Annotated in this window: 9 protein-coding genes; all 9 read right to left on the reverse strand. The window is 66.1% G+C overall.

Translation table 11 applies throughout. The annotated features are described in order from the left end of the window. Positions 1 to 28: 28 nt before the first annotated feature. Positions 29 to 955: a catalase family peroxidase gene (locus tag VGF64_12555; protein ID HEY1635583.1), complete on the reverse strand. Its 927-nt coding sequence runs from the start codon at positions 953 to 955 to the stop codon at positions 29 to 31. Positions 956 to 1,021: 66 nt separating this feature from the next. Further along, positions 1,022 to 1,372, reverse strand: a complete 351-nt coding sequence (locus VGF64_12560) for a hypothetical protein (protein HEY1635584.1) — start codon at positions 1,370 to 1,372, stop codon at positions 1,022 to 1,024. Positions 1,373 to 1,801: 429 nt separating this feature from the next. Next, positions 1,802 to 2,533: a hypothetical protein gene (locus VGF64_12565; GenBank protein HEY1635585.1), complete on the reverse strand. Its 732-nt coding sequence runs from the start codon at positions 2,531 to 2,533 to the stop codon at positions 1,802 to 1,804. A 523-nt stretch (positions 2,534 to 3,056) separates the two neighbouring features. Then, entirely contained in the window at positions 3,057 to 3,614 is a 558-nt protein-coding gene (locus VGF64_12570) for a hypothetical protein (protein HEY1635586.1), read from the reverse strand. Between the two features lie 32 nt (positions 3,615 to 3,646). Further along, positions 3,647 to 4,171 carry a hypothetical protein gene (locus VGF64_12575; GenBank protein HEY1635587.1) on the reverse strand — a complete coding sequence of 175 codons (525 nt, stop codon included), beginning with the start codon at positions 4,169 to 4,171 and terminating at the stop codon, positions 3,647 to 3,649. Continuing rightward, positions 4,168 to 4,524: a hypothetical protein gene (locus VGF64_12580; GenBank protein HEY1635588.1), complete on the reverse strand. Its 357-nt coding sequence runs from the start codon at positions 4,522 to 4,524 to the stop codon at positions 4,168 to 4,170. The genes VGF64_12575 and VGF64_12580 overlap by 4 nt, the downstream gene beginning before the upstream one ends. Continuing rightward, positions 4,521 to 4,994, reverse strand: a complete 474-nt coding sequence (locus VGF64_12585; protein ID HEY1635589.1) for an Asp23/Gls24 family envelope stress response protein — start codon at positions 4,992 to 4,994, stop codon at positions 4,521 to 4,523. The genes VGF64_12580 and VGF64_12585 overlap by 4 nt, the downstream gene beginning before the upstream one ends. Positions 4,995 to 5,023: 29 nt before the next feature. Next, on the reverse strand, positions 5,024 to 5,215 hold the full coding sequence (locus VGF64_12590; protein HEY1635590.1) for a hypothetical protein: 192 nt from the start codon (positions 5,213 to 5,215) through the stop codon (positions 5,024 to 5,026). A 425-nt stretch (positions 5,216 to 5,640) separates the two neighbouring features. Further along, the coding region (locus VGF64_12595; GenBank protein HEY1635591.1) for a TetR family transcriptional regulator at positions 5,641 to 6,250 on the reverse strand (610 nt) is incomplete at its 5' end.

The following is a 6,250-nucleotide window of genomic DNA, read 5'->3' on the forward strand; positions in this document are numbered from 1 at the left end:
CGTCGAGGTGGCGCCCACCGGCAAACGACTAGCGACTAGTGCGGCGGGCGATGGATACGGAGTAGGCGCCCGGGCGGGCCAGCAGGATCGGATCTTCGGTGAGGCGAATGCCGTCAGGAACCCGCACGGGGTCAAACACAAGCACGTCGCCCTGCCTCTCGCGGTCATCCGCGAGAGCTGTCACTTCGAGGCGACCTAGCGACACCACCTGTCGATCGTCAGGCCAGAGGGCCGTCGGGTCCTCGAGTGGGTCACTCTCGCCAGCCAGTTGTACGTTCAGTTCGAAGCTGGCTGGGCCATCCTCCAGTCGCTCGGCCAGCTCCTCCCGCAAGTAGTCATGGGGACGCGCCGCCGCCTCGTCCTCGCTGATCGATACCTCGCCAGCGCCGGGTACGAGGTGGTAGCGCCCGTAGCTGACTGAGCCGGCTGTCGTGACGAACCCAAAAGCGTGGATCCCGTGATAGCCGACCGTGGCGTAACTAGCGGGAATGGCGTGGGTCAAAGCGGCAGTCACGGCTGGCATCGCCTCGGGATGGTCAGCCAGATATGCGCTCACCTTGCCGACGTCGGGCTGGCCGGTGGCTGGATCGGGGCGACGCGCCTCATTGAACGCCAACAGGTCCTCGGGCGTACGAGCGAAGAATGTTGGTAACGACAGGGCGACGATGTCGGTCCGTGCGCCATCGGGCAGGTAGAACTTCACCGCCATGCCGCGAGCATCGCGTGACCCGTCGGCAACTGACGGATCGCCGCTCCCGTTGGAGAACCTGACGTGCGCTCGTACGGGCGGGCCTGCAAGGTGGGGAGCACGAGTGAGGGACGCCGCTTCCGGACGGGGCGTGAAGTGTGCCGCGCAGAGCACGCCCTTGGCGTGAGCGGCACGGTTCCCCGGATGGACCCCATACGTGGCGTTGAGTCCATCGACCAAGCGCTCTGACAGGTCATCAGCCGCCATGCCGAGAGCCTAGAGCCCTTGACGGCGTTCTGCCCGCGGTAGCAGTGCTCGACCTGTCATCGCGGGCTATGCGAAGGGGTAGGCGGCGACGGCGCGTTCCAGTTGTGGCCAGAGGTGTGCCGGGTCTCCTGATGGAGTTGCGGCTACCACGACGCCACTCGCGGAGGTGGTCGTCACCAAGCAGGCGACCTCCTGGAAGTGATGATGACCGATCTCGGTGACATAGTCATCGGTGACGCACGACCGGAGAGATTGTCCGGTCCGAACGGATTGGACGGCTCCGTCTTGGCGGGCCGAGATCGAACCGTCACCGCGCAGGTGGGCGAGGCGGAAGGCAGCCCAGCCGGCGAGGCGCTCGTCGCCTTGACGTGGAGTGACATTGAGGTACCCGAGGTAGGTGCCGTCAGAGTCGAGCAATGCGAGCGAGGCGGTTCCTTGATCGCCGGCAACGGCACTGAACCCGGGGGGCACGGACAGCGAACCAAGGCCGGAGGGGAGGGTGAGGCGTGTCCAGGTGGTCGGCGGTGTCGTCGACGCCAACCAGGCGAACGGGCCTGGTAGGGAAGAGCGCCCGGTAGCGGGAACACGGCCAGAGGCGCTGGCACCGTCTGCCGAGAGCCCTCTTGGTTGGGGCGCCGACCGGAAAGCGAAGGCGATGCCGTACGCTGCGGCCCCGATCACCGCCAAGGAGGTGAGAATCCCAAGCGCTTTGCGGGTGGACCGGCCCAAGCCGTCCCGCAGATGAACGAGCTCCCGCAAAAGTGCCTTTGTGTGCCTGGGTCCAGGGCTATCCATGTCTGGCCGTGCTCGAGTCGTCAGGCTGCGAAGGTTCGGGAGGGCCCTGCATTACACATTGCCGTCACCGTCACTGGGGCCACCGCTGTTGTCGCCGTCGTGGTCACCGCCGCCTCCCTGCGGGATCGCTGAAGCGGGCGCGGGCCGCGGCGGTGGTTGTGTCATCGCGACTGGAGGCGGTGCGGGGGCCACAACCTGCGGAACCGGGGCAGGCGCGGCGACGTGGGCTGGAGGCGGCGGGGGCGGACTGGTGGTGGTCGGGCTCGATGCGCTGCCGCTCGGTGCCTGGCTGGGCACCTGGTTCCCGGCCGGGGTCACGGCGAACCAGCTGGCGCCGAAGGCGTTTACGCCCTGGCCGTTGGTGTCGCCGGCGTTGTGGTCTTGGACGAAGGTGTAGAGCGGGTGACCGTTGTAGGTGACCTGGGGCCCGCCGTCGGAGCGCTGGGTGGTCCCGAGCAGCGATGCGTTGGCGCCATTGGCGGCGGTGGGCTGTCCGGTCGCCCGGAGGGGGGGCCAGGCCGCGGCGCAGGCGCCGGAGCAGGCGCTGGTCGTCCCAGAGTCCCCCTGGAACAGATAGAGGGTGTGGCCCTGGGAGTTGACCAGGATCTGACCGAGGCCGCTGTTGGCGACCTCGACGGTGGGTGGCTGCGCGATGGTCGTCTTGGGGACGGTTGGCGAGGCGCTGGCACCTCCACCACCGCTGCTACAGGCGGCGGCGGTCAGGGCGATGAGCGGCAGCGCGGCCGTGCTGGCCAGAAAGGTGACGGATCTGGTGCGATTCATGGTCGCTCCTTGGTCGTGGTACAGGTCATGATTGATCCGCTGCCCTCGTTTTCGCACCGGGGTGACCCCCTGGCAGACCCCCCCAACTTCTCGAACGCAGTCGTCCGACCTAGGCGGGCACGGCTGGGCTGAGCGCGACCAGCGCCGCCGCTAGCTCGGTTGGTCAGAGCCTCGAGGCCGATCCGGGGTGTCAGACGAATCGGCGCTGTTCGGAGCGATCGAGACGACCGCGGGACAGCGTGGCATCGATGGCTGGCCCGGCCGAGACCGGCGGGATGCTGCTCCAGGGACATCGAGAGTTAGCGCGAATCGGACAGTGCCTCCAGCTGGCCCAGGAAGATGAGGGCGGCGCCCTCGTTGTCGAGGGGCCTGCTGGACCGTGCTGCTGGCGGCGCCCGTGACCTGGCCGACGACCAGGGCTTCCGATTGCTCCGAGCCCGAGGCGCCGCCGCCTTGCAATCGAGCCGATGGCGATCGTCTTTGGAGCGCGGGAGCTTCCCGATGCCATCCGCGGGCTTCCGGCTTAACTGACGCGCGGCAACACCCCGTCCACGAGGCGCACCGTGATATCAACGGCCTCAAGGTGTATCGATGCGGTCCTCTCGAGTCGACTAAGGCAGGCTCCGACGGAGTCCGCGAGAGCATTGAGATCGAGACCGTCGATTACCTCCAAACGGGCACGTACCTCAGGCGCGTCAGTTGGCTCAAAGAGCCCGATGAGAGCTCTTGCAACGCCGGGGATGCGCTCGAGATCAGCCTCCAGCCCGTGACTGAGGCACGCGGCTCGAACGCTTGTGAGACCTTGGGGCCTTCCATCGTCGGTGGTTGCTGCATGCACGACGAGGTCCTCCAGCCGAGACCGCCCCTCGTTGCGGGCTAGTTGGCGCCTCGCCAGCCACAGCCCACCGAACGCGATCACCAACCCGAGGAAAGAGGCGACCGCAAATGACGCCGCTCCCCCCGTCCTCCAATGCCGAGCCAATGTTGAGGTCACCACGTGGGCACGGGCCGACGACCGGCCGAATATCCCGGTGGCTACGATCAACCCGAGGCCTCCGGCCACTAAGAGGATGAGGGCCACGGCGCTCCAGAGCATCCGATTCGCTCGATCGGTCATGGCCGGCTGGTCCCTCTGGCCTTCAAGTTCAGGGCCGTCCGCTCGATACCCAGTCCCCGCAGGGCATCACGGGTGCGGTGTTCGATTTCCGGCCTGGCGGCCTCGCTCGCGTCTACCTTCAGCCGCACCTGGCACGCGCCTCCTCGGGCCGAGAACTTCGGCCGGACCTTGTTGGCCACCGTCTTCGACTCCAGGTCACGCCTAAGGTAGGCCTCGGTGGAGCCTCGCAGGAGCCACCACTCACCACGTCCGCCCACCAGAGCCCGAATCTGTCGACTCCTCCAGGGGCGCAGTTCGGCAAGCAGCAGCAAGAGCCCGACGAGGGTCATCGCCGCAAGGATCGCCATGACCGATGCCGTTGACCACGACGTGGCCGTGAGCCATCCGAGCCAGTGGTTGGCCGGAAGGGCGACGAAGGACTCACCGGCAGCAGCCAGGATGACCTCGATCACGACAATGACGCCGGCCGCCGCCAAGGCCAGGCCCAGCAGCAGGGAGAGCAGGCGGTTCAGGGCCCTCATGGCCGGACGGCCTTCCGTGAACGCATTGGGGTCGCTGTGGGAGGGGGCAGGTGGTCGAGTTCCAGGTCTTCCACGACCACCACCACCTCCCAGCTCTGGCCCAGCTTGGCCAGGGCGGCGGTCGCAGCAGCTAGTACCGCTTCAGCGATTGGTGATACCGGGAGGTGGTCGATGACGATGTGCACCCAGGCCTTCCCGTCGCGGAACCTGATGCCATTTACCTTGCCGCCGGCGAAATAGGTGGCCGCCTCTACCGCGCCTGCCGATGACAGCCTGGCAACGCCCGACACCGAACGGACGGCAGCGGCCACCGATTGAGCCAGCACACCCGGATCGGTTTCCTCAGCCCTCATTCGACCCGGCCGGATTGGTCCTCGGAGCCCTCGATGTAGACGTCGTCGACCGTGACGTTGACTTCGACGACATCCAAGCTAGTCATCCCTTCGACGCGAGCCAGGATGTTCCGGCGCACAGCCTCCGCCACGTCGACAATGCTCTGGCCGTAGTAGGCAACGATGTCCACATCTATTGCCGCCTGTCGCTCACCGACCTCGACCGAGACTCCCTGGGTCATGGCATCGGCATCAACGACGGGAAGGGCGCTCTTGAGTGCCCCCATGGTTCGCGCCATGGACTTGCCCATGGCCTGAACCCCAGGGATCTCCCTGGTGGCTAGACCTACAATCTTGGCGACCACTGAGTCCGAGATGCTGGTCGTACCCCGGTCGGTCTTGAGCTTGGCGCCGCCTTGCGCGGAGCCATTTCCGCTCCTCGCCGGTCTGGCACCAATGGCAGCAGCGTCCTTCTCTGAGGCTTCGGTCATCAAGTGAACTTCCTTTCTGCGCTCCGGCGTCAATTCCGGGTCTCATCTCTGAATCTGTCAGTGACCGTGTCCCAATCGAAGACCAGGTCACCCTCGAGAACCCTCACCACGACGTAGGCGAGTAGGCCCGCGGCCACCGCGCCTACGACCACCCAGGATGCGGCCCAAGCCAGCCACACAAACAAGAACCCGATGAGGAATCCGAATTGGCGACGCGACATGAGGTCTCCTTGGTGACTTGGCGGTGAAGCATCCTGTGATGACAGATCAATCGTGGCTGCCTGCTTGCTTCAGGCTTGCCTTCATCCACGGGCGGCCGTGGACAGGACGCTTGTCGGTCCACCGTCGGTTCCGATCTTGCACGTCCACTTGACCGCCAATGACTTATGTCATCTTGTGACTTGAATTACCCTCGATCGGTCGATGCCGAAACATCAAGAGCAAGAAGAACATGACAAAACGGGGTCCGCGGTCTCGCAAACGGGCCCGAGCTCTCTGCCTGACGGATGCCAACTGACGTAGAGCCGCTAGCGCCTGGGAGCGGCTATCGACTAGGCCTAGCTTCCGAAGCCGCCTGGCTAGGGAGAACCAGGGCGAGATCGGGTTCTTCCGACGTCAACCGGCAAGTCGACGCGACCGGCTTGACTCACTGGTCCCACGGGTCGTCGTGCGGAGCCCGACGCGGGCTCTTCTGGGGCCGCCGCCGGCCCCTTGGACGACGCGGTGCCGGTATCTCCGGAGCCATTGCCAGCTCCAGAGCCCTCTTGGCGACAGTCACCAAGGAGCCTTCGCCACCCGAGCCCTGCCATACCCACACAGCCACGTTGAGCGCGCCCATACTCGACGCTGCGAGCACGAGCAGACCAAGGTCGGGCGCGTCCATTCCGGCTTGCAGCGCGAGCTCATCAGCCAGCGTCAGCTCCCAGGAACGCAGTACGCGTAGGCTCCGCTCTCTCAGGCGGGGGTTCTGAGCCACGAGTCTGGCTCGGATGAAAAGGGGCTGGCGCACCTCGGCGAGGTAGTTCGCGAAGGTCAGTAGGACCTCCTCGAGCGCCGACAAGTCGCTCGCAGCGGTGGGGCAGTCGCGGATCATCCGGCGCAGCTCCGCCACTTGGTCCTCCTCGTAGCCGAAGAGGACGTCCTCCTTCGATCCGAAGTAGCGGAAGAACGTCCGCGGGGATACCTCGACCGCGGCAGCGATCTCCTCCACCGTCGTTTCTTCGTAACCCTTGGCCTCGAAGAGCGCGAGCGCAGCA

The sequence above is a fragment of the Acidimicrobiales bacterium genome (assembly GCA_036491125.1).
Taxonomy (GTDB): Bacteria; Actinomycetota; Acidimicrobiia; order Acidimicrobiales; family AC-9; genus AC-9.